General features: G+C 72.1%; 22 protein-coding genes. 6 read left to right on the top strand and 16 right to left on the bottom strand.

Going from position 1 to position 23,510, the window contains the following annotated elements; genetic code table 11:
* The 12 genes from AIIKEEIJ_RS19810 to AIIKEEIJ_RS19865 form a co-directional block, all read right to left on the bottom strand.
* Nucleotides 1-578, bottom strand: a 578-nt coding sequence (locus AIIKEEIJ_RS19810; protein WP_238406486.1) for an AIR synthase related protein, incomplete at its 3' end; no start/stop codon positions are given.
* A 175-nt stretch (nucleotides 579-753) separates the two neighbouring features.
* Nucleotides 754-2,340 (bottom strand): amidophosphoribosyltransferase, encoded by a 1,587-nt coding sequence (gene purF, locus AIIKEEIJ_RS19815; RefSeq protein WP_006930220.1) that lies wholly within the window; start codon nucleotides 2,338-2,340, stop codon nucleotides 754-756.
* A gap of 116 nt (nucleotides 2,341-2,456) precedes the next feature.
* A complete protein-coding gene (locus AIIKEEIJ_RS19820; protein WP_006930223.1) occupies nucleotides 2,457-2,843 on the bottom strand; it encodes a sterol carrier family protein in 387 nt (128 codons plus the stop codon).
* A gap of 11 nt (nucleotides 2,844-2,854) precedes the next feature.
* Nucleotides 2,855-3,541, bottom strand: coding sequence for a CPBP family intramembrane glutamic endopeptidase (locus tag AIIKEEIJ_RS19825; RefSeq protein ID WP_043801589.1), 687 nt, complete (start codon nucleotides 3,539-3,541; stop codon nucleotides 2,855-2,857).
* On the bottom strand, nucleotides 3,538-5,313 hold the full coding sequence (locus tag AIIKEEIJ_RS19830) for an alpha/beta hydrolase (protein WP_065922977.1): 1,776 nt from the start codon (nucleotides 5,311-5,313) through the stop codon (nucleotides 3,538-3,540). The genes AIIKEEIJ_RS19825 and AIIKEEIJ_RS19830 overlap by 4 nt, the downstream gene beginning before the upstream one ends.
* Nucleotides 5,314-5,316: 3 nt before the next feature.
* On the bottom strand, nucleotides 5,317-7,599 hold the full coding sequence (gene purL / locus AIIKEEIJ_RS19835) for a phosphoribosylformylglycinamidine synthase subunit PurL (RefSeq protein ID WP_006930230.1): 2,283 nt from the start codon (nucleotides 7,597-7,599) through the stop codon (nucleotides 5,317-5,319).
* Nucleotides 7,600-7,664: 65 nt separating this feature from the next.
* Nucleotides 7,665-8,276: a Uma2 family endonuclease gene (locus AIIKEEIJ_RS19840; RefSeq protein WP_006930232.1), complete on the bottom strand. Its 612-nt coding sequence runs from the start codon at nucleotides 8,274-8,276 to the stop codon at nucleotides 7,665-7,667.
* A 69-nt stretch (nucleotides 8,277-8,345) separates the two neighbouring features.
* A complete protein-coding gene (locus AIIKEEIJ_RS19845) occupies nucleotides 8,346-9,644 on the bottom strand; it encodes a M18 family aminopeptidase (RefSeq protein WP_006930236.1) in 1,299 nt (432 codons plus the stop codon).
* A 173-nt stretch (nucleotides 9,645-9,817) separates the two neighbouring features.
* Nucleotides 9,818-10,168 carry a VOC family protein gene (locus AIIKEEIJ_RS19850; RefSeq protein WP_029541452.1) on the bottom strand — a complete coding sequence of 117 codons (351 nt, stop codon included), beginning with the start codon at nucleotides 10,166-10,168 and terminating at the stop codon, nucleotides 9,818-9,820.
* Nucleotides 10,169-10,228: 60 nt separating this feature from the next.
* A complete protein-coding gene (locus tag AIIKEEIJ_RS19855; protein ID WP_161996422.1) occupies nucleotides 10,229-10,594 on the bottom strand; it encodes a hypothetical protein in 366 nt (121 codons plus the stop codon).
* Between the two features lie 324 nt (nucleotides 10,595-10,918).
* Entirely contained in the window at nucleotides 10,919-12,988 is a 2,070-nt protein-coding gene (locus AIIKEEIJ_RS19860) for a copper-translocating P-type ATPase (RefSeq protein WP_029541448.1), read from the bottom strand.
* Nucleotides 12,989-13,093: 105 nt separating this feature from the next.
* Nucleotides 13,094-13,714: a DUF305 domain-containing protein gene (locus AIIKEEIJ_RS19865; RefSeq protein WP_051446147.1), complete on the bottom strand. Its 621-nt coding sequence runs from the start codon at nucleotides 13,712-13,714 to the stop codon at nucleotides 13,094-13,096.
* A 131-nt stretch (nucleotides 13,715-13,845) separates the two neighbouring features.
* Here AIIKEEIJ_RS19865 and AIIKEEIJ_RS19870 point away from each other — a divergent pair, with 131 nt between their 5' ends.
* Complete coding sequence (locus AIIKEEIJ_RS19870) at nucleotides 13,846-14,085, top strand: hypothetical protein (protein WP_029541442.1); 240 nt, start codon at nucleotides 13,846-13,848, stop codon at nucleotides 14,083-14,085.
* Nucleotides 14,086-14,267: 182 nt separating this feature from the next.
* Here AIIKEEIJ_RS19870 and AIIKEEIJ_RS19875 read toward each other — a convergent pair whose 3' ends face one another.
* Complete coding sequence (locus AIIKEEIJ_RS19875) at nucleotides 14,268-14,627, bottom strand: MmcQ/YjbR family DNA-binding protein (protein ID WP_161996408.1); 360 nt, start codon at nucleotides 14,625-14,627, stop codon at nucleotides 14,268-14,270.
* A gap of 93 nt (nucleotides 14,628-14,720) precedes the next feature.
* Between AIIKEEIJ_RS19875 and AIIKEEIJ_RS19880 the strand changes: the two genes are divergently transcribed.
* On the top strand, nucleotides 14,721-15,416 hold the full coding sequence (locus AIIKEEIJ_RS19880; protein WP_161996409.1) for a response regulator transcription factor: 696 nt from the start codon (nucleotides 14,721-14,723) through the stop codon (nucleotides 15,414-15,416).
* Nucleotides 15,413-16,534 (top strand): ATP-binding protein, encoded by a 1,122-nt coding sequence (locus AIIKEEIJ_RS19885; protein WP_161996410.1) that lies wholly within the window; start codon nucleotides 15,413-15,415, stop codon nucleotides 16,532-16,534. The genes AIIKEEIJ_RS19880 and AIIKEEIJ_RS19885 overlap by 4 nt, the downstream gene beginning before the upstream one ends.
* On the opposite strand, the gene purQ is transcribed toward AIIKEEIJ_RS19885, so the two are convergent.
* The 3 genes from purQ to AIIKEEIJ_RS19900 all read right to left on the bottom strand — a co-directional run bounded on the left by purQ (nucleotide 16,501) and on the right by AIIKEEIJ_RS19900 (nucleotide 19,916).
* The gene (purQ, locus tag AIIKEEIJ_RS19890; protein WP_006940330.1) at nucleotides 16,501-17,178 is read right to left on the bottom strand and encodes a phosphoribosylformylglycinamidine synthase subunit PurQ; all 678 of its coding nucleotides are present in this window, start codon (nucleotides 17,176-17,178) and stop codon (nucleotides 16,501-16,503) included. The two genes, AIIKEEIJ_RS19885 and purQ, sit on opposite strands and share 34 nt — an antisense overlap.
* Nucleotides 17,175-17,420 (bottom strand): phosphoribosylformylglycinamidine synthase subunit PurS, encoded by a 246-nt coding sequence (gene purS, locus AIIKEEIJ_RS19895; protein WP_006940332.1) that lies wholly within the window; start codon nucleotides 17,418-17,420, stop codon nucleotides 17,175-17,177. Before purS ends, purQ begins: the two co-directional genes overlap by 4 nt.
* Before the next feature lie 114 nt (nucleotides 17,421-17,534).
* The gene (locus tag AIIKEEIJ_RS19900; RefSeq protein ID WP_161996411.1) at nucleotides 17,535-19,916 is read right to left on the bottom strand and encodes a PAS domain-containing hybrid sensor histidine kinase/response regulator; all 2,382 of its coding nucleotides are present in this window, start codon (nucleotides 19,914-19,916) and stop codon (nucleotides 17,535-17,537) included.
* Between the two features lie 202 nt (nucleotides 19,917-20,118).
* Here AIIKEEIJ_RS19900 and AIIKEEIJ_RS19905 point away from each other — a divergent pair, with 202 nt between their 5' ends.
* From AIIKEEIJ_RS19905 to AIIKEEIJ_RS19915, 3 genes are all read left to right on the top strand, one after another.
* Complete coding sequence (locus AIIKEEIJ_RS19905; protein WP_006940337.1) at nucleotides 20,119-20,436, top strand: heavy-metal-associated domain-containing protein; 318 nt, start codon at nucleotides 20,119-20,121, stop codon at nucleotides 20,434-20,436.
* A gap of 27 nt (nucleotides 20,437-20,463) precedes the next feature.
* Nucleotides 20,464-22,704 (top strand): heavy metal translocating P-type ATPase, encoded by a 2,241-nt coding sequence (locus AIIKEEIJ_RS19910; RefSeq protein ID WP_161996412.1) that lies wholly within the window; start codon nucleotides 20,464-20,466, stop codon nucleotides 22,702-22,704.
* Between the two features lie 81 nt (nucleotides 22,705-22,785).
* Nucleotides 22,786-23,502: a hypothetical protein gene (locus tag AIIKEEIJ_RS19915; protein WP_161996413.1), complete on the top strand. Its 717-nt coding sequence runs from the start codon at nucleotides 22,786-22,788 to the stop codon at nucleotides 23,500-23,502.
* Nucleotides 23,503-23,510 lie beyond the last annotated feature (8 nt).

A 23,510-nucleotide genomic window follows, 5' to 3' on the forward strand; every position in this document is an offset into this window, starting at 1 on the left:
CTCACGAAGTCGGCCCGGCCGGAGGCGATGATCTGCTCCGCCGTCTCGGGTGAGCTGATCCGGCCGGCGACGCCCACCGGGATGTCGAAGTCGCGGGCATACGGTTCGGAGTAGTCCCCGTCGGCCATCACGCCGGGGTGCTCGGCGGTCTCGCCGCCGAGCAGCGCGCAACCGGCCTGGACGCAGCCGGCCGCGATGCCGCCGACGATCTCGGCCACCCGCTCGGGCACCACGCGACCGACCGCGATGTAGTCCTGCAGGAAGAGCGGTTCGGCGCCGCAGACCACGAGGTCGTCGACGACCATCGCGACGAGGTCGAGACCGACCGTGTCGTGCTTGTCGAGGGCCTGCGCGACGGCGAGCTTGGTGCCGACGCCGTCGGTGGACGCCGCGAGCAGCGGTTCCTTGTAGTCACCCTTGAGCGCGAACAGACCCGCGAATCCGCCGAGGCCGCCGAGCACCTCCGGGCGGGTCGCCTTCTTCGCGTGCGGTGCGAACAGTTCGACGGCTCGATCGCCGGCCTCGATGTCCACGCCCGCCGCTGCGTAGGAAGCTCCGGGGGTTGTGTCCTCGGTCATGGGTTGTCGGCTCCAGCCTCGAGTTGTGGTGAACAGGTGTGTCGGCATCGCTGCCGGGCGCGCGCACGCACGCCGAAGCCCGCCGATCGCGCACCTCAAGGTACCTGACCGGGTCGGACCGCCGACGCGCGACGACGCGAAACCGTGGCCGCCGCCATCGCGGCGGCGGGTGGGTCTAGGGGCGGCTCAACGCGTCCGCGTTGTCGTTGTCGAGCACCGGCGCGGTGCCCGCGGCCCCGCCGAGCATGCCTTCGAGCACGTTCTTTCCGACGGCGTGCTCCTTCGGCAGCGCGATCGGGTAGTGCCCGTCGAAGCACGCGGCGCACAGGCGCGATGCGGGCTGCTCGGTGGCGCCGATCATCCCGTCGATCGAGATGTACCCGAGGGAGTCCGCGCCGATCGAACGGCGCACCATCTCCACCATCTCGTCGAAGTCGTGCCCGGTCAGCTCGGAGGCGTCGCGGGTGCCGCCGCCGTTGGCGATCAGCTCGGCCGGGGACGCGAAGTCGATGCCGTAGAAGCAGGGCCACTTCACCGGCGGCGACGCGATCCGCACGTGGATCTCGAGCGCACCGGCCTCGCGGAGCATGCGGATCAGGGCGCGCTGAGTGTTGCCACGCACGATCGAGTCGTCGACGACGACGAGCCGCTTTCCGCGGATCACCTCGCGCAGCGGATTGAGCTTGAGCCGGATGCCGAGCTGCCGGATGGTCTGGCTCGGCTGGATGAAGGTGCGGCCCACGTAGGCGTTCTTCATCAGGCCCTGGCCGTAGGGGATGCCGGAGCCCTGGGCGTAGCCGACGGCGGCCGGGGTGCCCGACTCGGGGACCGGGATGACCAGGTCCGCGTCGACCGGGTGTTCCTTGGCCAGGCGCCGGCCGATCTCGACGCGGGTCGCGTGCACCGAGCGGCCCGCGATCGTCGAGTCCGGACGCGCGAGGTAGACGTACTCGAACACGCAGCCCTTGGGCTCGGGGTTCGCGAAGCGGGTCGAGCGGACGCCGTCGGCGTCGATGGCGAGCAGCTCGCCGGGCTCGATGTCGCGCACGAAGGACGCACCGACGATGTCGAGCGCGGCGGTCTCGCTGGCCACCACCCAGCCACGGTCCAGGCGACCCAGGCACAACGGCCGGATTCCCCACGGATCGCGGGCGGCGTAGAGCGTGTGCTCGTCCATGAAGGTGAGGCAGAAGGCACCACGCAGGGTCGGCAGCAGCTCGAGGGCCGCCTGCTCGACGGTGCTGTCGGCGGCGGCGTGCGCGAGCAGCGCGCCGACGATGTCCGAGTCGGTGGTCGCCGTGACCGCCCGCCGGTCCTCGCCGAGGCCCAGCTCGCGGGCGCGCTGGGCGAGTTCGGCGGTGTTGACCAGGTTGCCGTTGTGGCCGAGCGCGACGCCGGTGCCGGCCGCGGTGGTGCGGAAGATCGGCTGGGCGTTCTCCCAGGTGGTCGACCCGGTGGTCGAGTAGCGGCAGTGCCCGATCGCGATGTGACCGGACATGGCGGCGAGCGTCTGCTCGTCGAAGACCTGGCTCACCAGCCCGAGATCCTTGAAGACGAGGACCTGCGAGCCGTCGGCGACGGCGATGCCGGCCGCCTCCTGGCCGCGGTGCTGCAGCGCATAGAGGCCGTAGTACGTGAGCTTGGACACATCCTCGCCCGGAGCCCACACTCCGAAGACTCCGCACTCCTCGCGAGGTTCGTTCTCAGGTTCCTCGGCTGCGAGGAGATTACGTGTGTGGACCGACAGATCGGCACTGGTCACCGGGGTGCTCCCTGGGGGCTGGACAGAAGAGAGGCAACACCATTCTACGGGTCGCGCGACGGTGCCCCGCCCCGACGGGCCGCCGGGGCCCCATCCGGCGTCCCGTAGTCCCCCACTCACAACCGCAGCAGCGGCATCCAGTGCGCGATTTCCCCCGCCCGGCTGCCGGACGCGTCCAGCGACCCCTCGGCGGCCGCGTCGGCGAAGCCGACGAGACCGGTGGCCAGCCGCAGCCACGTCCGCGGGTCGGTCTCGACCACGTTGGGCGGGGTGCCCCGGGTGTGGCGGGGTCCCTCGATGCACTGCACCGCCACGAACGGCGGCACCCGGACCTCGACGCTGGATCCGGGCGCCACCTGTTCGAGGGCACGGGCGCTCAGGCGCACGGCCGTCGCGAGGTCGGTGCGGGCGGGCGCGTCGTCGGTCTCCGCCCGCAGCCACGGACCGACCCGGAGCAGGGCGGCGCGGAGTTCGGCGGGGTCGACGGGTCTGCGCGGTGCCACGGCGAGCCAGCCTAACGCCGCCGCGGCGCGGCGGCGTCCTCCTCGGGCGGCAGGCCGGCCAGGCGGACGGCCACGGCGCCGCCGGCGTTGAGGGCCAGGTGCAGCAGTGCCGGCGCGAGGACGCTGCCGCTGCGCCGGCGCAGCCCGTCGAAGACCACCGCCGAGAGTCCGGTGACCAGCACGGTTCCGAGCACGTGGTGACCGGCGTCCCTCGCGGGTCGCACGTGCCACAGCCCGAAGGCCGCCGCGTGCAGGCCGGACCCCGCCCCGCCCGGACCGAGCAGCGCCGCGAGCACGCTGCGGAACAGGAGTTCCTCGGCGGCGACGGTGCCGAAGGGAATGTGCAGGCCCACCCATTCGTAGAAGTCCTCACGTTCGGCGCGGGCCTCGTCGACGAGCCGGGCACGCAGCGACGGGACGGCCAGCATCACCCCGTAGGCGGCGAGCGGGACGGTCGCGGCGGCCGCACCCCAGCGGGCGCCGGACACCAGGTGCACCGGGTCCAGTCCCAGCGTCGCCCGTTCCAGGCCCGAGGCCCGCGCCGCACCCACCGCCGCGGCGCCGACCGCTGCGGACAGCACGGCCCGCCCCCGCGGCCCGAGGCGCGTGGCCGGCAGCACCGCACCCCAGCCGACGACCGCCGCGGCGACGACCGGACCGAGCCACGGCCGGCGGCGAGCCCGTCCCGGCCGGCTCACTTCTCCGGTCCCTGCAGGTCGTCGATGACGCTCAGCGCGAACCGCACCCGCTCGGTGTCGGTCTCCGCCCAGCCTTCGGGCCGGGCGATCGCGAGCCACCCGTCGAGCACCGTGGTGCCGTAGTTGTGGCCGTGACCGTCGGGTACCCCCGCGGCGTTGGTCAGATCCGCCGAGACCTGCCAGAACGTCACGAACGGGAACCACCGCATCTGCGGCAGCCGATCGGGTCCGGGCGGTTCGGACAGCCAGTCCGGCCGGCTGAAGATCAGGTCCGGGGACCACCACACCACCGGATCGGAGGCGTGCTGCAGGTACAGGATCCGGGGGAACAACCATTGAGTGTCGGGTTCGCCGATCGACGCGCGGTTGTCGGCGAAGCGCACTACCAGGCCGTCCGCGTACACCGGCTCGACCTCGGTGGTGCCCGGGTCGCGCCGGGTGACGAGCTGACGCCACAGGCGGTTCGAGTTGGGCGGACCGACCCACAGGACACCGTCGACGGTGTCGCGGATCTCGGCGAGCGTGTCGAAAGCGCCCTCCCCCGACTGGGTTCCGAGGCTCTCCCCGTACAGGTACAGCTTCGGGCGATGCTCGGCGGCCTGGGCGAGCCACCGGTTGTGCACCCGGTCGATCAGCATGTCGCCGGCGGCGGCGGCCTTCTCGCGGTCGGCGAGGAACGAGATCCAGCTCGGCATGTACGAGTACTGCCACGCGACGAGGGCGACGTCGCCGTTGTGGACCAGTTCCATCATCATCGCCGCGGTCGGATTGACCCATCCGGTGCCGGTGGTCGGGATGACGACGAGCACCTCGCGGTCGAACGCGTCGGTGCGTTCGAGCTCGTCGATCACCAGGTCGGCACGCGCCTCGGGGGTGTCGGCGGTCTCGAGCCCGGCGTAGACCCGGATCGGTTCCCTCGCCGGGGCGCCGTTGATCGCGGTCAGCTCCGCGGCGCTCAGTCCCCGGCCGACGAAGTCGCGGCCCTGGTAGCCGAGCGTGTCCCACGCCGCGAACGACTCCGGGCTCCCGGACTTCTCGGGCACGAGCGGCTGGGTGATCCCGGGGCGGGTCTCGCTGTTCTGGAGACCGAACACCACGTTGAGTCCCGCGTACGCACCCCGGGCCAGCACACCGTCGATCAGCATGAAGACCACCAGCACCACCAGCAGCGCACCGAGCGAGCGAGCCGCACCCGGCGGCATGCGCAGGCGCCGCACGAGTTGCCACGCGACGATCCCCGCGAGTTCGCGCAGCCCCCGCCAGGTCGCGATCAGGGTGATCGCGACGGCGGCGGCAAGCACCAGGGTCCGCAGATACCCGCTGGTGGTGGTGCCCTCGGCATTCATCAGCGCGGCGAGCTGACGCTGCTGCCGCGAGGCGAACACCAGGGCCACCAGCGACGCGAGCACGGCCGCGACGGGGACCGCGACCTTGATCGCCCGCAGCACGGGCAGCGGCGGCGGCCACCACGGTCGGTTCGCCAGCAGCAGCCGGTACCCGGCCCAGCCGACGGCACACCCCACGCCGTAGCCGATGGCGACGTTGATGCCGCCGATGATGCCCTGGAACAACCAGTCGCGGGGCAGCAGCGACGGGGTCAGCGACCAGCAGAAGAACAGGGCCGCGAAGGCGATGCCGGTGAAATCCAGGCTCAGCAGTCCCCACGCCTGGGCGGTGTGGGGATGACGGTCACCGAATTCGGTGACCGCGTCGATGATCCGGCCCTGCCGGGCCTCGATCAACGCCAGCCGATCGACCTGGGATCCGACCATCGCTCACCCGAACAATGCCGGCAGTGTGCCCTCGTAGACCTCTCGCAGTTCGGCCATCGAGACCGAGAACCGGCCCTGCACCTCGACGGAGTCGGAGCCCTCGTCGACGACCCCGATCCGCACCCACGGCATGTTGCGCGCCGTGCACATGCCGGTGAAGCGGGTCTCCTCGGTGCGCGGCACCGCCACCAGCACCCGGCCGGCGGACTCGGAGAACAGGGTCACGAACGGATCCGCGTCCTCCGGCAACAGGATCCGGCAGCCGGTCTCGCCGGCCAGCGCGGCCTCCACGACCGCCTGTGCGAGGCCGCCCTCGGACAGGTCGTGGGCGGCGGAGATCAGGCCGTCGCGCGAACCGGCGGTGAGGATCTCGGCGAGCAGCCGCTCCCGCTCGAGGTCGACCTTCGGCGGCACGCCGCCGAGGTGGTCGTGCTCGACCTGCGCCCAGATCGAGCCGTCGAACTCGTCGCGGGTCTCCCCCAGCAGGATCAGGGTCTCGCCCGGCTCGAGGCCGAGGCCGGTGGGGATGCGCCGGTGCACGTCGTCGATCACGCCGAGCACGGCGACGACCGGGGTCGGCAGGATCGGGGTGGCCCCGGTCTGGTTGTAGAAGCTGACGTTGCCGCCGGTGACGGGGATGCCGAGCTGCGCGCATCCGTCGGCGAGACCACGCACGGCCTGCTGGAACTGCCACATCACGCCCGGATCCTCGGGCGAGCCGAAGTTGAGGCAGTTGGACACGGCCTTGGGGGTGGCACCGGTGACGGCGACGTTGCGGTAGGCCTCCGCGAGGGCGAGCTGCGCGCCGGCGTACGGGTCCAGCTGGGTGTAGCGGCCCGACGCGTCGGTGGCCAGCGCGATGCCGCGGCCGGTCTTCTCGTCCACGCGGACCACGCCCGCGTCGGCGTTCTCGGCGAGCACCGTGTTGCCGCGGACGTAACGGTCGTACTGCTCGGTGATCCACTTGCGGCTGCACAGCTGCGGCGAGCCGATCATCTTCAGCAGGGTCGCCTTCAGCTCCTCGGGAGTCTGCGGGCGCTGCAGTCCGGCGGTGGTGTCCGCGACGAGCGCGTCCTGGGACTCCGGGCGCTGCACCGGACGGTGGTACACCGGGCCCTCGTGCGCGACGGTGCGCGGCGGCACGTCGACGACGGTCTCACCGTGCCAGGTGATGACGAGCCGGTCGCCGTCGGTGACCTCGCCGATCACGGTGGCGAGCACGTCCCACTTCTTGCACACGGCCATGAAGGCGTCGACGTTCTCCGGGGTCACGACGGCGCACATGCGCTCCTGGGACTCGCTCGAGAGCACCTCGGCGGGCGTCATTCCCTTCGCGCGCATCGGGACCCGCTCCAGTGCGACGTGCATGCCGCCGTCACCGGCGGCGGCCAGCTCGGAGGTCGCGCAGGCGAGGCCGGCGCCGCCGAGGTCCTGGATGCCGACGACGAGCTTCTCGCGGTAGAGGTCGAGGCAGCACTCGATGAGCACCTTCTCGGTGAACGGGTCCCCCACCTGCACGGCCGGCAGCTTCTTCCGGCCGGAAGAAGATTCGTCGCCCTCGAAGGTCTCCGACGCCAGGACGGACACGCCGCCGATGCCGTCCAGACCGGTGCGCGCACCGAACAGGATGACCTTGTTGCCCGTGCCCGACGCGAACGCCAGGTGCAGGTCCTCCTTGCGCATCGCGCCGGCGCACAGCGCGTTGACGAGCGGGTTGCCGGCGTAGGAGGCGTCGAAGACGGTCTCGCCGCCGACATTGGGCAGGCCGAGGGAGTTGCCGTAGCCGCCGATACCGCGGACCACGCCGTCGACGACGCGACGGGTGTCGGGCGCGTCGGCGGCGCCGAAGCGCAGCTGGTCCATGACCGCGATCGGGCGGGCGCCCATCGCCATGATGTCGCGGACGATGCCGCCGACACCGGTCGCGGCGCCCTGGTACGGCTCGACGTAGGACGGATGGTTGTGGGATTCGACCTTGAAGGTGACCGCCCAGCCGTCGCCGATGTCGACGACGCCGGCGTTCTCACCGATACCCGCGAGCATCGACGCCCGCATCTCGTCGGTGGTGGTCTCCCCGAAGTACCGCAGGTGCACCTTGGAGGACTTGTAGGAGCAGTGCTCGGACCACATCACCGAGTACATGGCCAGCTCGGCGTCCGTGGGACGACGGCCCAGGATCTCGCGGATGCGGGCGTACTCGTCGTCCTTCAGCCCCAGCTCGCGGGAGGGCTGGGCGACATCGGGGGTTTCGGCGGCGTGGGTGACGGTATCCACCTGCGGTGACACTGGGCGTCGGGTCCCTTCACTCTGGGATCGAAACGGCAGGCCGGGCGCGCGCTGCCGCGGCCAGTCTATCCGGGTGCACGCCCGGCGCCGTCCACCGGTGCGACGCCCCGCGGCGGCCGCACCGCCGTCAACGCGTCGAGATCCACGCTCACCCGGTGACCCGCGGCCGGAAGCAGCACCTTGCCCGTGTACTCCCCCTCGTAGCGGTACCACCCGTCGTCGAGCACGAACACCCCCAGCGTCGCGGGTTCGACGAGGTCGATCATCCAGTAGGCGGGGATGCGCGCCTCGGCGTACTCGGAGAACTTCGTGACGCGATCGGTGCGGACGCTGCCCTCGGCCATGACCTCCACCACCAGCCGCACGTCGCCGGCCGTCGCGCGGTCGGGGTCGGCGTCCACCAGCGCCCGGTCGACGACGATGCCGTCCGGGCAGCGCACCGTCAGCGGGGACTCGGTGAGCAGCACCTCCACGTCGCCGAGCACGGCCAGTTCCTTCGGCAGCTGATCGGCGAGCTGAGCGACGAGCCCGAACGCGACGTGCTGGTGCAGGTATCCGGGCCGCGGCGACGCCGACAGCACCCCTTCGCAGACCTCGACGTGGAACTGCTCGTATTCGGGCAGTTCCGTCCATTCGGCGAGCGTGAGCAGATGGTCGGGGAACGACGGGCCGGTCACAGGATCACCACCGTTCGCGGTCGGGCGAATTGTCCCCTCAGTCTGGCACCGGATGCCGGGCCGTGCCGGTCAGTTCGCCGGAGTGAGAAACGCCCCGAGAGCGCGGGCGTACGCGGTGACGTCCTTCGCTCCCATGAGCTCGCGCGCCGAGTGCATCGCGAGCTGCGGAGCCCCGACGTCGACGGTCGTCAGCCCGGTCCGGGAGGCGGTGATGGGGCCGATCGTCGAGCCGCACGGCAGGTCGGCGCGATGCACGTAGCGCTGCAGCGGCACCCCGGCCTGATCGCAGGCGAGCGCGAACGCGGCGGCGCCGGCGGCGTCTGTGGCATAGCGCAGGTTCTGGTTGACCTTGAGCACGGGGCCGCCGTTCACCGCGATGCGGTGGGCGGGCTCGTGGCGGTCCGGGTAGTTCGGGTGGGTGGCGTGAGCCATGTCGCCGGAGGCCACCACCGAGCCGGCCATGGTCCGCAGAAAGTCCTCGCGGCTCCCGCCGCGGGCCAGCACGACCCGTTCGAGCACGGTGTTCAGCAGGTCGGAGAACGCGCCGCGGTCGGACATGCTGCCGACCTCCTCGTGGTCGAACAGGGCGAGCAGCGGCACCGGGCCGCCGTGCTCGGCGACGTGGCCGACGGCGGCGAGCAGCGCCGCGGTCCCGGCGTAGCAGGTGCCCTGGTTGTCCAGCCGTGGCGCGCTGACGAGGTCCGCGTCCGCCCCGACCAGGGTGGACGGGGCCAGGTCGTGGGTCATCAGCTCCCAGCCCAGGATCGCGTCGGCCTCGACCTCGACCGCCTCGGCGAGGAAGGCGAGGAAGGACCGCGGCGCGGTGCCCACCCCCCACACGGCGTTGACGTGGCGCTGCGGATCCAGTTGCACGCCCTTGCGGTCCTCCGAGAGGTGGATGGCGAGCTGGGGGACACGCAGGATCGGCCGGTCGACGCGCACGAGCACGTCCTCGGCACCGTTGCCGGCCCGTACCGTGAGCCGGCCGGAGACGCCGAGATCGCGGTCCAGCCACGAGTTCAGCCATGCTCCCCCGTACGGTTCGAGACCGACCAGTTGCCAGCCTGCCGAGGCGAGGTCGGGGTGCTGCTTGACCCGCAGGTTGGGGCTGTCGGTGTGGCCGCCGACGATCCGGAACGGGCGGGCGGGGTCGCCGTCGGCGCCTTCGGTGCTCCACGCGATCAACGAGCCGCCCCGCAGCAGGTAGTAGCGGCCGGGCTCGCTCGGCCACACCTGGGCCTCGGTGAGCTGCGTGAAGCCGGCGTCGGTGAGGGTGGCCGCGACGGTCGCGCACACGTGGAACGGCGACGGCGACAGATCGACGAAGTTGCACAGGCCCTGTGCGTCGGCGGGCGTGGTCGTAGGCATGGCTGCATCCTCGCACCGCACCCGCCTCGACACACCCCGGCCGCGCCACCCCGCACCCCGGCACGTCCGTGATGCACGACCGGGAGTGTCTCCGCGAGCGCACCGCGTCGCCGGCGACCGCGCCGACGGGGCGGGATCGAATCCCGCCCCCGGGGCCGCGCTGCCGCCGTCGCTCAGTGCCCTCCCGCCACGCAGAACTGGTTGCCGTCCGGGTCGGTGAGCGTCACCCACCGGAACCCGCCCATGTCCTGGCGGTGCACCTCACCCGCGCCCGCCTCGACGAGCCGGCGCACCTCGGCGTCGAGATCGGGCGCCACCAGGTCGAGGTGGACCCGGTTCTTGCCCGGGGTCGGATCCGGAACCTTCTGGAAACCGAGTTTCTGTGCGGTGCCGGGCATTCCGACGATGTAGAACCAGCCGTCGTTGTCCTGCTCGATCCGGCCGCCGATCTGCTCGGCCCACCACGTGGCAAGCGGGCCGGGGTCGGCGCTGTCGAAGGTGATCATGCCGATGTTCAGTGCCATGGCCGGGACGGTAGCGGACGGGACCGACACGAGTGTGCCGCCACGGCACCGGGTTCGCCGTCAGCAGGCGGCGCGGACGAGCTGGGTGATGCGGTCCACCTGCTGATCGGTGGGGGTGACCGCCCCGTTGGCGGACAGCTCCGCGACCCGGCTGTTGATCTCCTCGTCGCTCGCCCCGTCGTCGATCAGGGGACAGGTTTCGGTGACGATCGCCTCGATGGAGGCGTCGTCCCGACCGTCGGCCAGGTTCGGGTAGCCCGTCCGGAAGGTTGCGACGAAGGTCCCCAACTTCGCTGCGTCGACGGCACGTTGGACGACGCTGGAGGCGACGCTGCCGGCCGGGCGGGTCGTGCCCTCGGGCGCGGACGTCTCGTCGTCGGATCCGCAGGCGGTGAGCAGGAAGAGGGCGGCGACCGCCGCCACCACAGCAGTCTTGGTCTTCATTGTTCGAGCGTGACACGCCGGGACGCGCCCGCGCCGGTGAAAGGCGGAATTCACGGTGAGCCGTCGCGCTCACGCGCTTCCCGGCCCGGAAGGAGACGGCCGAACGGCCCCGGCAAAGATGCGTAATGCTACTCGAGACAACGGCGACGACGTGCGGCATAGTGGTGCCCGGCACGGCCGATCGGGGGATTCGGCGGTGCCCGCCGGAGCCGGTTGGGGGCCGCGCTCCGGACCGCAGGAGAAGGGGCCCCGCCGCCGATCGGGACGGCGGCGGGGCCCCTTTCGTCGCGTCGGGCGACGGTCGTCTCAGCTCCGGGCTGCGACCTTCGCCGGATCCAGCTCCAGCCGGCGCAGCAACTGCGCGTTCAGTGCCACGACGATCGTGGAGACCGACATGAGCACGGCAGCGACCGCAGGCGGCAGGACCACCCCGGCGAAGGCCAGCGCACCGGCCGCGAGGGGCACCGCGACGACGTTGTACCCGGTGGCCCAGGCCAGGTTCTGCCACATCTTGCGGTAGCTCGCCCGCGACAGCGCGATCACCGACAGCACGGCGCGCGGATCGTCTGCGGCCAGGACCACGCCGGCCGACTCGACGGCGACGTCGGTGCCCGCGCCGATCGCGATGCCGACGTCGGCCCGCGCCAGCGCCGGCGCGTCGTTGACCCCGTCACCGACCATCGCGACGCGGTGCCCGCGGGCCTGCAGCTCGGCGACCTTCGCGTCCTTGTGTTCGGGCAGCACGTTCGCGAACACCTCGTCGATACCGAGGTCGGCGGCGACGGCGTCGGCCACCTGCCGCGCGTCCCCGGTGATCATGGCGACCTTCACCCCGCGCGCGTGCAGGGCGTCGATCGCCTGCCGCGACTCCTCGCGCACCGCGTCCTCGAGCGCGACGGCTCCCAGCACCGTGCCGTCGCGCACGACGTGCAGCACCGACGCCCCGCGGGCGACCCAGCGGTCGGTCGCGGCCGCGACGTCGGCGGGCACGTGCGCCCGCAGGTCCGCGAGCACGGCCGGACCGCCGACGAACACGGTCGCCCCGTCCACCACGGCCCGCACCCCGCGGCCGGGCAGGGAGCGGAAATCCTTCGTCGGCAACATGACTCGCCCTCCCGCGGCGGCGACGACGGCGCGGGCGACGGGGTGCTCGCTGTCGGATTCGACCGCGGCGGCCAGGGTCAACAGGTCGTCCTCGGTGGTGCCGGCGGTGGCGACGACGTCGGTGACGACGTGCCGCCCCTGGGTCAGGGTCCCGGTCTTGTCGAAAAGGACGACGTCCACGCCGCGCATCCGTTCCAGCGACAGCCGGTCCTTGACGAGCACGCCGGCGCGGGCGGCGCGCTCGGTCGAGATGGCGATGACGAGTGGGATGGCCAGGCCCAGCGCGTGCGGGCACGCGATGACCAGGACCGTGACGGTACGGACGACGGCCTCGTCGACGTTGCCGAGCAGCGTCCACACGGCGAAGGTGAGGACGCCGGCGACGGTGGCGAAGTAGAAGAGGAAGGCGGCGGCCCGGTCCGCGAGCGCCTGGGCTCGCGAGGACGAGGCCTGCGCGTCGGCGACCATGCGCTGGATGCCGGCGAGCGCGGTGTCCTCCCCCACCGCGGAGATGCGGACGCGCAGTGCACTGTCGGTGGCGACCGTGCCGGCGACGACGGTGTCGCCCACGGCGCGGGGCACGGCGCGGGACTCGCCGGTGATCATCGACTCGTCCACGTCGGCGCGCCCGTCGACGACCGTGCCGTCGGCCGGGACGCGCGCACCGGCGCGCACCAGCGCGACGTCGCCGACGGCCAGGTCGGCGAGGGCGACCTGCACGACGCCGTCCGCGGTCACCTTCTCGGCGGTGTCGGGCAGCATCGCGGCCAGGGCGTCGAGCGCGCGCGACGCCGAGCCCAGCGCCCGCATCTCGAGCCAGTGCCCGAGCAGCATGATCACGATCAGCAGCGCCAGTTCCCACCAGAAATCGAGGTCGAACCCGCCCAGCCCGAGCGTGGTCACCCAGGACGCCGCGAACGCGACGCTGATGGCCATGGCGATGAGCAGCATCATTCCGGGCCGGCGGTCCCGCAGCTCGTTCCACCCGCCGACGAGGAAGGGGCTGCCGCCGTAGGCGAACACGACCGTGCCGAGGACGGGCGAGACCCATCCGGCCCACGCGGCGTCGGGCAGCGCGTAGCCGAGCAGGTCGGCGAACATGGCGCTGAACGCCACGATCGGAACCGCGAGGACCAGGCTCACCCAGAATCTGCGACGGAAGATCTCACCGTGCGGCCCGTGCCCGGCATGCCGGTCCCGGGCGCGGTGGGCGTCGCGCGCTCCGGGCGGCGCGGTGTGGGCAGCGTGTCCGTGGTGTGCGAGCTCTGTCATGGCTCCCGCCTCGATCCGTTTCCGTTTCCGTGGACCCCTCCATTGATACCCCCTGGGGGTATGAATGGAAGGGGTGGGACGGTCACGATCCGATCACGGCCCCGACTACCGCTCGAGCATGGCGCGCATCTCGTCGATCTCCGCCTGCTGCGTCGCGATGATCGACTCGGCGAGTTGCCGCGCCTCCGGGTTCACGCCCTCGGCCAGCTCGGTCTGCGACATCTCGATCGCGCCCTCGTGGTGGACGATCATCATGGTCAGCCACATGCGGTCGAAGTCCATGCCGCGGGCCCCCATCATGGAGTCCCACTCGTCGTCGGACATCATTCCCGGCATCCCGCCGGGCATGCCCATGCCGCCGTGACCCATCCCGTCCTCGTCCGGCGCCTCCTGCCCCCAGCTGTCGAGCAGCGACACCATCTGCTCCATCTCGGGTTCCTGCGCGGCCTCGATGCGGGCGGCGAGGTCGATGAGCTGCGGATCCTCGCTGCGTTCGGGCACGGCCTGGGCCATCTGCACGGCCTGCGCGTGATGGGGATACATCTCCTGCAGGAACTCGACGTCCGCGTCGACGAACTGCGCCTGCCCGGCCGGCGCCGAGGTCTGGGACGTGCCCGGAGTCGCCGTCCCCGCCTGCTGCTGCGGCTCGTCGCTGCCACACGCCACGATCACCAGGGCGAGCGGAACCGCCGCCGCTGCCGCTACTACTCTCTTGTTCCACAACATGATTCGACGGTACCCGCCGTATCGGCCGAGTCCGGGGCCGCAGCCCCGCCCCGGCCGGTCCTTCATCGAAACTTCATCGGCCGCAACGCCCGCCCACACGCGGCGCGCACACTCGTCGTAGGAGGTGCGCGATGATGGGTTGGTACGGCGGCGCAGGCTGGGCCGCCGCCCTCGCAATGGGTGTGTTCTGGCTGTTGCTCGCCGGGGTGGTGGTGTGGGCGGTGGTCCGGGCGGCGGCGCCACCGGATCCCGGCGACGACGCCCGCCGGATCCTGGACCGGCGGCTCGCCTCCGGCGAGATCGACGTCGCAACCTACCGGACTCTGCGCGACGAACTGGACGCGCGGCCCCGACGACGGACGCGTCGATAGATCCGCCTGCTCGATACGCGATGCAGCACGTTCACGGGGTCACCGCGATCCGATCCGTCGTCGACGGGTCGCCGAACAATTCTCTGCCGCAACCCGAGTGGCGGGCAGCCGGGGGCGCCCGGCCCTCGTCCCCCGCGGCATGGTCACCCGCGGCATGGTCGGCACCCTGCGGCACTCGCTCGTCAGCGATGTTCCCGGCGGGCATCGAACGCCGCGACGACCCGCTTCGGCGCGGTCAGCCGCCACGCATCCTCGATCAGTTCCGCCAACTCGACCGTGTCGACCGCGGCGAAGACCACGTCGATCCAGCCGTAGCGCCCGAAGAACGGGGCCGCGCGGAACACGTCCGAATCCTCGTGGAGCAGGGCCGCCTGGGTGTCCACGGTGGCTTTGAGGCAGACCGTGGCCGCACCGTAACCCAGGAGGCCGAACATCTTGTTCCGCACCCGGTACGTGGGTTGGTCACCCCAGCTGTCCACCACCACTTCACGTGCCTCGGGCAGCGCCAGCATCATCGCGCGCACACTGTCCGCGCTGGGCATGGGATCTCCTCGGTCGGCGGACAGGGCCACCCAGTTGTACACCCGACCCGCGACAGGGAACGGACGGCCGCGAGTGCTGGGTACCCTGGCCGCGTGCACACCCCCGGCCCCCGCATCCTCGTAGTCGACGACGAAGCCGCCCTGGCGAAGGTGGTGGCCAGCTATCTCGAACGGGAGGGCTTCGAGGTCGCGCTCGCCTACGACGGACCGACGGCCGTCGCGCTGGCTCGGCAGACGGACCCGGTGCTCGTGGTGCTCGACCTGATGCTGCCGGGATTCGACGGCATCGAGGTGTGCCGGCAGCTGCGGACCTTCTCGGACGCGTACGTGCTCATGCTCACCGCCCGTGGCGACGAGGTGGACAAGGTGATCGGCTTGTCGGTGGGCGCCGACGACTACGTCGTGAAGCCTTTCGGGCCACGGGAGCTCGTCGCCCGGGTGCGTGCCATGCTGCGCCGGCCCCGCAGTGGCACCGCGGCGGAGGCACCGCGCCGGATCGGCGGGCTCGTCGTCGATCCGGTGTCGCGCACCGTCTCGGTCGACGACACGCCGGTGGAGCTGACACGCACGGAATTCGATGTGCTGCTGGCACTTTCGGATCGACCGTCGGCGGCGCTCTCACGCCGGCAGATCATCGACGAGGTGTGGGGGCCGAACTGGTTCGGCGACGAGCACATCGTCGACGTCCACATCCGCGCCCTGCGCCGCAAGCTCGGCGACGATGCCGCCGCCCCGCGCTTCGTCCGGACCGTGCGCGGGGTCGGGTATGCGATGGAGGCCGCGCGGTGAACCGGCTGGGACTGCGCGGGCGGCTGCTGATCGCGCAACTGCTCGTGCTGTTCGTCGGGGCCGCGACGCTCACCGTCGTCGCGACGCTGGTGGCCGCCCCGCTGTTCCATTACCACCTCGCCCACGCGGGCGTGGAGGACACGCAGGTCCGCCTTCACACCGAGGAGGCATTCGCGCAGGCCGGGGCGGTCGCGCTCGCCGCCGGGGCAGCCGTCGCGCTCGGTGCCGCGGCGATCACGTCCGTGGTCCTGGTGCGCCGCATCACCGCGCCGGTGGGCCGGCTGGTGGACGCCGCGGGCCACGTCGCCCGCGGCCGCTACGACGTGCCGATCACCCGGTCCGGCGACGCGGACTTCGCCCGGCTCGAGAACGCCTTCGCCGACATGGCGGGCCGCCTGCACAGCACGGAGCTCTCACGACGCCGGCTGCTCGACGATCTCGCCCACGAACTGCGCACACCCGTGGCCACGCTCGAGGCCTACCTCGAGGGCATCGAGGACGACGTACTGCCCGCCGACGCCACCTCGTGGCAGGTGATGCACCACCAGCTCGACCGGCTGCGGCGTCTCGTGTCGGACCTGTCCGACCTCTCCGCCGCGGACGAGCACGCGCTCGCCCTGCACCCCGAGGAGGGCGACCTCGCCGCGGCGGTGACGGCATCGGTCTCGGCCGCGGCACCGCGGTTCGCCGACAAGCAGGTCGGGCTCGGGACGGAGCTGCCCGAGGCGCTGCCGCCGGTCCGGTTCGATTCGCAGCGAGTGGCGCAGATCCTGGCGAACCTGCTCGAGAACGCCCTGCGTCACACGCCGGCCGGGGGCCGGGTGGTCGTCACGTGCGAGCGCGCGGACCGGGCGGCCGTGCGGGTGCGGGTCCGCGACACGGGCGACGGCATCCCCGCGGATCAGCTCGACGCGGTGTTCGAGCGGTTCCACCGGATCGATCCGGCCCGCAGCCCCGGCGGCAGCGGCCTGGGCCTGACCATCGCGCGCAGTCTCGCCCGCGCCCACGGCGGCAATCTCACGGCCGCGAGCGACGGGCCGGGGCGCGGTGCCCGCTTCGACCTGACCCTACCCACGAACGGGAATCAGGCGGAGACGACCGCGTCGAGAACGCTGTAGAACATGCCGAGCCCGTCGTCGCTGGGACCGGTGAGCGCTTCGGTGGCGTGCTCGGGGTGCGGCATCAGGCCGACGACGCGGCCGTTCGCCGACGAGATGCCCGCGATGCCGCGCTGGGAGCCGTTCGGGTTGTCGCCGGCGTAGCGGAACACCACGCGGCCCTCACCCTCGAGTTCGTCCAGCACCTTCTCCGAGGCCTGGAACCGGCCCTCACCCGACTTGAGGGGCACCAGGATCTCGGCCCCGGCCTCGTAGCGGGTGGTCCACGCGGTGGTGTTCGACTCCACCTTCAGCCACTGGTCGCGGCAGATGAAGTGCAGGCCCTCGTTGCGGGTGAGGGCCCCCGGCAGCAGACCCGCCTCGCACAGCACCTGGAAGCCGTTGCAGATGCCGAGCACCGGCATCCCGCCCCGAGCGGCCTCGACGACCTTGCCCATGACCGGGGCGAACCGCGCGATGGCGCCGCAGCGCAGGTAGTCGCCGTAGGAGAAGCCACCCGGCACGATGACCGCGTCGACTCCCCTCAGGTCGGCGTCGCCGTGCCAGAGGCTGACGGCCTCACCGCCGGCGAGTTCGACGGCGCGGGCCGCATCGATGTCGTCGAGCGTGCCCGGGAAGGTGATGACTCCGACGCGGGCACTCATGCGTCACCGTCGATCCGCCGCACGGTCCAGTCCTCGATGACCGTGTTGGCGAGCAGAGCCTCGGCGATCTTCTCGACCTCGGCGTCGTCGACGCTGCCGTCGACCTCGAGCTCGAAGCGCTTTCCCTGACGGACGTCGGACACGCCCGCGAAGCCCAGTCGCGACAGCGCCCCGACAATGGCCTGGCCCTGAGGATCGAGAATCTCGGCCTTGGGCATGACTTCGACGACGACACGAGCCACGTGCTGCTCCTCGGTAGTAGTGCTGGCGCCCGGGGACGGACACCGGACAGCCCGCAGTTTACCGGCCGACCCGAGCCGGTCCGGAATCGGCAGGGCCCGACGCCGGCGGCCCCGTCACGGCTGTGGCGGCCCCGGCTCGGCGAGCGAGGCCGTGAAGTTCTCGACGATCTCGGCCGCGAGGGTGCGGACCTTGACGTTCGTCGCCTGCGACATCGCCGACAGCTGCGCGAACGCGGTGTCCGCGTCGACCCGGTGCGCTGCCATGAGCAGGCCCACGGCCCGGCTCGTGACACTCCGTGTGTCCAAGGCGGTCCGGAGCGAGGCGGCCTCGCGCTCGCCGGCGGCGAGCAACGCCTCCCGCAGCCGCGACATCTCCAGGTGCACGCGGACCCGGGCGATCAGCTCGCTGGGATGGAACGGCTTGACGACGTAGTCGTCGGCACCGGCCCGCAGCCCCTCGACGGCGGACTCCGATCCGGCCCGGGCCGTGAGCAGGATCACCGGCAGCCGCGCCAGCCGTTCGTCGCCCCGCACGTCCTGCAGCAGCGACAACCCGCTACGTCCGGGCAGCATGACGTCGCTGAGGAGCAGGTCGGGAACCTCCGTCCGGATCCGCTCGAGCGCGGACTCGGCGTCGGCGGTGACGTCGACGTGCCAACCCTGCGCGGCGAGCAGGTCGACGAGATGGTCACGCATGTCCGCGTTGTCCTCGACGAGGAGCAGGCGCGGTTGCCCCTCGCGCGGTCCGGCGCCGGGGGTCGCGACGGGCCGCCACGCCTCGGCCTCCCCCAGGTACGCCGCACCGGCGGACGCCACGACGTCGTCCGCGGCGCGTGGTGCCGGCTGCGCGCTCGGCACCGCGGGCACCGTCACCGTGAACACCGAGCCGTGCGGGGCGACGGCGTCGACGGACACCGAACCACCCAGGGCGGCAACGAATTGCGCGACAAGAGACAGCCCGATGCCCGAGCCCTCGCGGCTGCGGCCGGACCGGTCGCCGATCTGGTAGAAGCGGTCGAAGATCTTGCCCCGCTCGGCCTCCGCGATGCCTGTGCCGGTGTCGGCGACACGCAGCACCAGGTTCGCCCCGTCACCCCGCAGGGACACGGCGACCGATCCCTCCGGCGTGAACTTCATCGCGTTGGACAGCAGGTTCAGCACGATGTGCGTCCACATCGCCCGGTCGGTCGCCACGTACCGGGTCGGCACATTGTCGACGTCGACGAGGAGCGCGAGCCCCGCGCGGTCCGCGGCGTCGCGGAACAGTTCGGCGGCCTCGCGCGTCACCGCGACGATGTCGGTGGGCTCGGTGTGGGCGTCGAGCCGGCCGGCGTCCCCACGCGCAACGTCGAGCAGCATGTCGACGAGCCGCTGCAGGCGCAGGGCGGCCCGCCGCGCCGCCGCGACGGCGTCGACCTGGGCGGGTGGCAGCGCGGCGGCGTGCTCGTCGAGCAGGGTCTGCAGCGGCCCGAGGAGCAGCGTCAGCGGGGTGCGGAACTCGTGGCTGACGTTCTCGAAGAACCGGCTCTTGGCGGCGTCGAGCTCGGCGAGTTCGGCCGCCCGCCGGCGTTCGGCCTCGTAGGCCTGCGCATCGGACAGGGCCGTGGACACGCGGACCGCGACCATATCGAGGAACACCCGGTACTGCTCGTTCAGCTCGCGGAACCGGCTGATGCCGAGCACGAGGGAGCCGGCCGGGCCACCAGCGGATACCGGGAGCGGCAGGACCACCGCGGTGTCGCCGTCGCGGCCGAGGTCCGCGACGGTCTCGGCCTTGCCGGACTCGGCGACCCGGGCGATCACCTCCGGCAGGTCCGACGCGGCGCCGGGAGCGGTGCCGAACTCGGCGACCGTCACCGTCACCTCGTCGCGGCACAGGTGGGCACTGCCGAACGGCAGATCGTCCTCGTGGCCGGCGAGCAGGCCGAGCGCAGCCCGGCAGGCATCGTCGGCGGTGTCGGTCTCCGTCATCGAGAGCTGGCCGAGTTCCCGCAGGACGGCGGCCCGGCGCTCGGCGAGCACCTGCTCGGTGACGTCCGTGGTGGCGACGAAGATGCCCGCGACGGTGCCGTCGGCGGCCCGGACGGGGCTGTAGGAGAACGTCCAGTACGTCTCTTCCGTGTAGCCGAATCGGTGCATGAACAACTGCATGCGCTCCGACAGGGTGGGCTCCCCGCGTTGCGCCTGGGCGAAGAGGGCGCCGACGAAGTCCCAGATCTCGCCCCAGCACTCGGAGGCCCGCTGGGCGACCGCCGCCGGAAACTTCTCGCCGAGGAGGGGCCGGAAGGCGTCGTTGAAGATCTGCACCAGTTCGGGGCCCCAGCACAGCAGCATGGGCACCCGCGACGGAACGACGGTCCGCACGGCCGCCGTCAGTTCGGGAGGCCAGGTGTCGATCGGCCCCAGCGCGGTCGACGCCCAGTCGGCGGCGCGGTGGGCGGTCGCGGTGGGATCCGATTCCGGGAACAGGGCGCGGGCCGAAGTCTCGTCGTTCACCTCGGTGTCGCCTCACATCCTTGCCGTCGGTCCTGTCGGAGGTTCTCAGGATAAAGCGGGCCGGCCCGCCGCTTTCCGGGCCTTGTCCCGCCCCGACGGCACGCGGCATTCCTGAAGATTCGATGAAGAGCACGTCCCGCCCTGGCGGTTCAATACCCCTAGGGGGTATAAATGGGGTGCACCCACGCAGAGGAGAATCGCGATGACCCGGCTCCTGCCCCTGACCGACACGGCCAGCGGCTGCCGCTGCGGCAGCCACCCCACCGAACCGACCGGACCGAGCAGTGAGGACCCCCGAATGAACACCCAGGCCTTCCCCGTCGTCGGCATGACCTGCGGCCACTGCGCCGGCGCCGTCACCGAGGAACTGCGCGCCCTGCCCGGCGTCGAGGACGTACACGTCGAACTGGTCGCGGGCGGCGTCTCCACCGTCACGGTGACCAGCGTCGACGGAATCGACGACGAGGCCGTCGCCACCGCGCTCGACGAGGCCGGCGACTACCGCCTCGCCCCGCAGTGACCCGCCGACCCGAGAAGGGACCCGCCCATGACCACGGGTGAGATGGTGCACGAGGTAGAACTCTCGATCGGCGGCATGACCTGCGCCTCCTGCGCGGCGCGCATCGAGAAGAAGCTCAACCGGATGGACGGCGTGACCGCCACCGTCAACTACGCGACGGAGAAGGCGAAGGTCACCTATGCGCACGGGGTCGCCCCCGACGACCTCGTCGCGACGGTCGAGGCGACCGGCTACACCGCCGCGCTCCCGGCCCCGCCCCGGGCCGAGGAGGCCACCGAGGCCGCCCCCGAACCGGACGAGGCCGCCGCCTGGCGTCAGCGCCTGACCGTCTCCGCGGTCCTCACCGTGCCGGTGGTACTGCTGTCGATGATCCCGGCGCTGCAGTTCGACAACTGGCAGTGGCTGACCCTGACCCTCGCCTCCCCCGTCGTGGTGTGGGGGGCACTGCCGTTCCACCGCGCCGCCTGGACCAACGCCCGCCACGGCGCCGCCACGATGGACACCCTCATCTCCGTCGGCGTCACGGCCGCGTACCTCTGGTCGCTGTGGGCGTTGTTCTTCACCCACGCCGGCATGACCGGGATGCGGATGACGTTCGACCTGCTCCCCACCGGAAGCTCCGAGCCGCACATCTATCTCGAGGTCGCCGCCGCCGTCACCACCTTCATTCTCGCGGGGCGCTATTTCGAGGCCCGCGCCAAGCGGCAGTCGGGCGCGGCCCTGCGGGCACTGCTCGACATGGGCGCCAAGGACGTCGCCGTGCTGGGCGACGGTGACACCGAAATCCGGATCCCGATCGGCCGGCTCGCCGTCGGCGACCGGTTCGTCGTGCGTCCCGGCGAGAAGATCGCCACCGACGGCGTCGTCGTCTCCGGCACCTCCGCCGTCGACGCGTCGATGCTCACCGGCGAACCCGTGCCCGTCGAGGTCGGGCCCGCGGACCCCGTCGTCGGCGCGACCGTCAACGCCGGCGGCCGGCTCGTGGTCCGCGCGACCCGCGTCGGCGCCGACACCCAGCTCGCTCAGATGGCGCGGCTGGTGACGGAGGCGCAGAACGGCAAGGCCGAGGTGCAGCGGCTCGCCGACCGGGTGTCGGCGGTGTTCGTCCCGATCGTCATCGGGCTGTCGCTGCTCACCCTCGCCGGCTGGCTCCTCACGGGCAACTCGGTGACCGCGGCGTTCACCGCTGCCGTCGCAGTACTGATCATCGCCTGCCCCTGCGCGCTGGGCCTCGCGACCCCGACCGCACTGCTCGTCGGCACCGGCCGCGGCGCCCAGCTCGGCATCCTGATCAAGGGACCGCAGATCCTCGAATCCACCCGCCGCGTCGACACCGTCGTGCTCGACAAGACGGGCACCGTCACCACCGGCCGCATGGCCGTGGCCGCGGTGCACGCGGCGGACGGCGGCTCCGAGGACGAGGCGCTGCACCTGGCGGGGTCGCTCGAGCACGCCTCCGAGCACCCCATCGGGCGCGCCGTCGCCGACCGGGCCGCGGCCACCGGGGCTCTCTCGCCGGTGGAAAGCTTCGAAAACCACGGTGGACGAGGGGTTTCCGGTGTCGTCGACGGACACGCCGTGCTCGCGGGCCGGCTGTCCTGGCTGCGCGACGAGTGGTCGCTGACCGCGCCCGAATCGCTGCGACGGAGCGCCGGGGCCGCCGAGGCCGAGGGCCGCACACCGGTGTGGATCGCCTGGGACGGGCGCATCCGGGCGATCGTCGTCGTCTCCGACACCATCAAGGACACCTCCGCGTCGGCGATCGCCGATTTGCGCGAACTCGGCCTGCGGCCGGTGCTGCTCACCGGCGACAACCGCAGCGCCGCCGAGACCGTCGCGAAGCAGGTCGGCATCGACGAGGTCATCGCCGAGGTCCTGCCCGCCGACAAGGTCGACGTGGTCAAGAGGCTGCAGGAAGAGGGCCGGGTCGTCGCCATGATCGGCGACGGCGTCAACGACGCGGCCGCCCTCGCCCAGGCAGACCTCGGACTGGCGATGGGCACCGGCACCGACGTCGCGATCGAGGCCTCCGACCTGACGCTCGTGCGCGGCGACCTGCGGGCCGCTCCCGACGCGATCCGGCTCGCCCGCGCCACCCTGCGCACCATCAAGGGCAACCTGTTCTGGGCGTTCGCCTACAACGTCGCGGCCCTGCCGCTCGCGGCGCTCGGGTTGCTCAACCCGCTGATCGCCGGCGCGGCGATGGCGTTCAGCTCGGTGTTCGTGGTCAGCAACAGCCTGCGGCTGCGGCGGTTCAGCCCCCGCTGAGGCCCGCACCCACGACGCGCTGCCGGCGGAAGGTCTCCGATTCGCCGGCAGCGCGTCGTCGTGCTGTGTCACGCTCGTGCCATGGAGGCGGAGCGGGACCAGCTGCTGCTCACGGTGCGTAACCTCGCCCGGTTCCACCGCGAGCACGAGAAGTTCTATTCCGAATCGCCGTTCCACGACGTGATCCGGCTGCACCGCAGCTCACGTGCCCTGAAGGCGCTCGCCGAGCGGTGGTCGGTCGTCGCACCACTCGAACGGACGTCGCCGAGCCCGTTCGCCGGCGCGCCCGACCTCAACGACGATCGGGCCACCGAGACGCTCGGCATCCTGTTCATGGAGAGCGGCGACGAACCCGCCGAGATCACCAGACTGAAGGCCGACCTCGGGGCGCTCGCCGAGGCGAACCGGACGACCGGGCAGTGGCTCGCCGACGCCATGGCGACCGCCTGGGACGTGCTCGAGGCGCTGCTGGCCTACCCGGGCCTGGCGGACCTGCTCGCCGAACGGCACCGCATCGTCACCAACGACTGGCAGTGCGCGACGACGGCCCAACTCGTCGCCCGCAACCTCGACCGGGCGGTCGCGATCCTGGGACGCATCGACTTCACCGCAGCCGCCCTGCGCGCGGACCTCGCCGGGGACCGCATCGCGCCACGTTACGTCTTCTCGGCCGCGGAAATGATCGACCACGCCGCCGATCTCGCGGCGCAGAGCGCGGTGCTCACGCACGAGAACGAGCGGCGCTGGCGGATCTTCCACGATCGGGTCGAGCAGATCGTCGCCGGCCCCGAGTCGTAGCACCGGCC

It is taken from the genome of Rhodococcus sp. YH1 (assembly GCF_009939605.1).
GTDB classification, from domain to species: Bacteria; Actinomycetota; Actinomycetes; order Mycobacteriales; family Mycobacteriaceae; genus Rhodococcus; species Rhodococcus aetherivorans.

Excerpts from the sequence above, each read along its gene's own strand:
- AIIKEEIJ_RS19850 (WP_029541452.1), bottom strand. The coding sequence starts at position 10,168 with ATGGCACTGAACATCGGCATGATCACCTTCGACAGCGCCGACCCCGGC.
- AIIKEEIJ_RS19875 (WP_161996408.1), bottom strand. The coding sequence starts at position 14,627 with ATGCCCAGCGCGGACAGTGTGCGCGCGATGATGCTGGCGCTGCCCGAG.
- purQ (WP_006940330.1), bottom strand. The coding sequence starts at position 17,178 with ATGAGTGCCCGCGTCGGAGTCATCACCTTCCCGGGCACGCTCGACGAC.
- AIIKEEIJ_RS19870 (WP_029541442.1), top strand. The coding sequence starts at position 13,846 with ATGATGGGTTGGTACGGCGGCGCAGGCTGGGCCGCCGCCCTCGCAATG.
- AIIKEEIJ_RS19910 (WP_161996412.1), top strand. The coding sequence starts at position 20,464 with ATGACCACGGGTGAGATGGTGCACGAGGTAGAACTCTCGATCGGCGGC.
- AIIKEEIJ_RS19830 (WP_065922977.1), bottom strand. The coding sequence starts at position 5,313 with ATGGTCGGATCCCAGGTCGATCGGCTGGCGTTGATCGAGGCCCGGCAG.
- AIIKEEIJ_RS19915 (WP_161996413.1), top strand. The coding sequence starts at position 22,786 with ATGGAGGCGGAGCGGGACCAGCTGCTGCTCACGGTGCGTAACCTCGCC.
- AIIKEEIJ_RS19845 (WP_006930236.1), bottom strand. The coding sequence starts at position 9,644 with ATGCCTACGACCACGCCCGCCGACGCACAGGGCCTGTGCAACTTCGTC.
- AIIKEEIJ_RS19865 (WP_051446147.1), bottom strand. The coding sequence starts at position 13,714 with ATGTTGTGGAACAAGAGAGTAGTAGCGGCAGCGGCGGCGGTTCCGCTC.
- AIIKEEIJ_RS19860 (WP_029541448.1), bottom strand. The coding sequence starts at position 12,988 with ATGACAGAGCTCGCACACCACGGACACGCTGCCCACACCGCGCCGCCC.
- AIIKEEIJ_RS19905 (WP_006940337.1), top strand. The coding sequence starts at position 20,119 with ATGACCCGGCTCCTGCCCCTGACCGACACGGCCAGCGGCTGCCGCTGC.